Origin of the sequence: Mesorhizobium sp. M7A.F.Ca.AU.001.01.1.1, assembly GCF_004022735.1 — a bacterium.
GTDB lineage: Bacteria > Pseudomonadota > Alphaproteobacteria > Rhizobiales > Rhizobiaceae > Mesorhizobium > Mesorhizobium ciceri.
Window position 1 is genome coordinate 1 of the sequence record NZ_RZPF01000966.1, and the last position, 1,902, is coordinate 1,902.

The 1,902-nt window shown below is 61.7% G+C and carries 4 protein-coding genes; 3 read left to right on the plus strand and 1 reads right to left on the minus strand.

Going from position 1 to position 1,902, the window contains the following annotated elements; all coding sequences use genetic code 11:
* From EN884_RS39170 to EN884_RS34625, 3 genes are all read left to right on the plus strand, one after another.
* Nucleotides 1–197: hypothetical protein (locus tag EN884_RS39170; RefSeq protein ID WP_206617729.1), on the plus strand; the 197-nt coding region annotated here is incomplete at its 5' end.
* Nucleotides 176–760 (plus strand): DUF1214 domain-containing protein, encoded by a 585-nt coding sequence (locus tag EN884_RS34620; protein WP_013532651.1) that lies wholly within the window; start codon nucleotides 176–178, stop codon nucleotides 758–760. The genes EN884_RS39170 and EN884_RS34620, both read left to right, overlap by 22 nt.
* Nucleotides 753–1,322, plus strand: a complete 570-nt coding sequence (locus EN884_RS34625) for a DUF1254 domain-containing protein (protein WP_013532652.1) — start codon at nucleotides 753–755, stop codon at nucleotides 1,320–1,322. Before EN884_RS34620 ends, EN884_RS34625 begins: the two co-directional genes overlap by 8 nt.
* Nucleotides 1,323–1,461: 139 nt before the next feature.
* Here EN884_RS34625 and EN884_RS34630 read toward each other — a convergent pair whose 3' ends face one another.
* Nucleotides 1,462–1,650, minus strand: coding sequence for a hypothetical protein (locus EN884_RS34630; protein ID WP_013532653.1), 189 nt, complete (start codon nucleotides 1,648–1,650; stop codon nucleotides 1,462–1,464).
* Nucleotides 1,651–1,902: the final 252 nt, after the last annotated feature.

Consider the following 1,902-nt stretch of genomic DNA (forward strand, 5'->3'; position numbering starts at 1 on the left):
GGATCACCGTCCTTGCGAAGCTGGAACACCCCTCATCCGACCGAGCTTCGCTCGGCCACCGTCTCCCGCAGGTGGAGAAGGAAGAGGCGGCTGCAATTCTACATCGGCCCGCTTGCCACAAGGCCCTGCGCCGCGATATCCCCGAGCGGCAACTCTTCGGTGTCCCCGGCCCTTCATGCTCAAAACTGCCTTCCTGACGTTGCTTTCGCTTGCCATAGCCATCATCGGCGGTGGCGGCAGCGTCTGGTATGCGCTGAAAGTCCAGGATGGCGTCGGCGCCATCCGGATCGGTCAATGGACAGCCTTTCCCGATATCGGCACGCCGTCCGCCGATCCTTATTCCAAGGCTCGCGTGGCGCGCGAGGGCGTGCTTGCACTCGGCCGTGCCGAGGGGCTGTCCTTCGTCGCCGAGCGAGACACGGGCGGCGCCGAGCTCAAGCGCGAATGCACCTACACCATCGAGGGCGGATTTCCGACGGCGCGGTTCTGGACGCTCTACGCCGCCGACCAGTCGCTCAGCGTGGTCGAGACCGGCAAATCCCGGCTGGCGGCGCTGCAATCCTACGGGGTGGTGCGCCAGCCCGACAATTCGGTGATCATTTCCGCCGGCCATCACCCGATGCCCGGCAATTGGCTGCTGACAGACGGCTTCGGCAGGATGTATTTCGTGCTGACCTTCTACGACACGCCAATCGCCAGCAGCACGGGCCTGTCGGACGTCTCGCTGCCGCGGATCGTCAAGGTCGGCTGCGATGCGTAGTTTTTATGCGGCGATGCGCAGACTTTTGCATGCCGTCCTGCTCGGCCTGCTCGGCGCCGGCATTGTGCACATCGCCGTGCTGCTTCTGGTGCCTGAATTTTCCGAACGCGACGCCTGGTCGCGGCTGTCCATGGCTTCGGATCTCTACAAGATGACGCGGCTCGATGCCGAGGCCGGTGGGGCGCCCGTGGTGAAATCCGTCGACCCGCTGTTTTATGCAACGGCGTGCCGGTTCGACCTGGGCGAAGGTTTGGTCCGCGTCAAGGCACCTGGACATGTCCCGTTCTGGTCGGTGTCGGTCTATGACCGCAGCGGCCACAACATCTATTCCTTCAACGACCACACAGCGACCGGCGGCGTTCTGGATGCCGTGGTGCTGACGCCGGCGCAGATGATCGACGTGCGCAAGGACCTTCCAGAGGATCTTCAGGGGGCGATCTTCGTCGAAGCGCCGATCGAGGAAGGCATCTTCGTCATCCGTGCCTTCGTCCCCGACAGCAGCTGGAAGCCGATCGTGTCGCGCTTCTTCGAACAGAGTTCCTGTGAGTTGCAGGACTTCTAGAGCGTGTCGCGTCTGAACGGATTCAGACGACCCGCTTTAGGTCTTTGTTTTCATGCATGTCGTTCTCCAAAACCGAGGTCACTTTTGGGCGACATGCACTAGACATGATCCCGGACCAAAGGTCCGTGGCCGCCGAAACTCAGTGGTGCGGGACCGGCTTCGTCCCTGGCGATCCCGTCTTGTCGGGATCGACCGGCCGCACTTCGCCGGCATGCGACCGCTCATAGCGGATGCCGGGAAAGATGATCACCGCCGCCGGCATTTCGGCGGTTTGCTTTGCTCTGGTGTTTGGTGCCGTACGCGGCACGAAAGACAGTACCATGCCCATGGTTCGCGCATTCCTCTCGGTTTCCCCGGAGCACAACGCAACGCCTCCAAATGTCATTAAGGCGGCAGAGGGTTAACGGAACGCTAACGGATCGTCGCTAACTTGATCTTTGTTCTTGGTGCTCGCGAAACCGACACAATCCCGGTCGAGCGCGCCAAGCTTGTGTCGAGTACGGGCGTATCCTTCGTGTCATCTTCGGACTTCAGGCAAATCGCGGTACGAAAAGACTCGGGAAAGGCCGAAAGGCTGTTC

Excerpts from the sequence above, each read along its gene's own strand:
- EN884_RS34620 (WP_013532651.1), top strand. The coding sequence starts at position 176 with ATGCTCAAAACTGCCTTCCTGACGTTGCTTTCGCTTGCCATAGCCATC.
- EN884_RS34625 (WP_013532652.1), top strand. The coding sequence starts at position 753 with ATGCGTAGTTTTTATGCGGCGATGCGCAGACTTTTGCATGCCGTCCTG.
- EN884_RS34630 (WP_013532653.1), bottom strand. The coding sequence starts at position 1,650 with ATGGGCATGGTACTGTCTTTCGTGCCGCGTACGGCACCAAACACCAGA.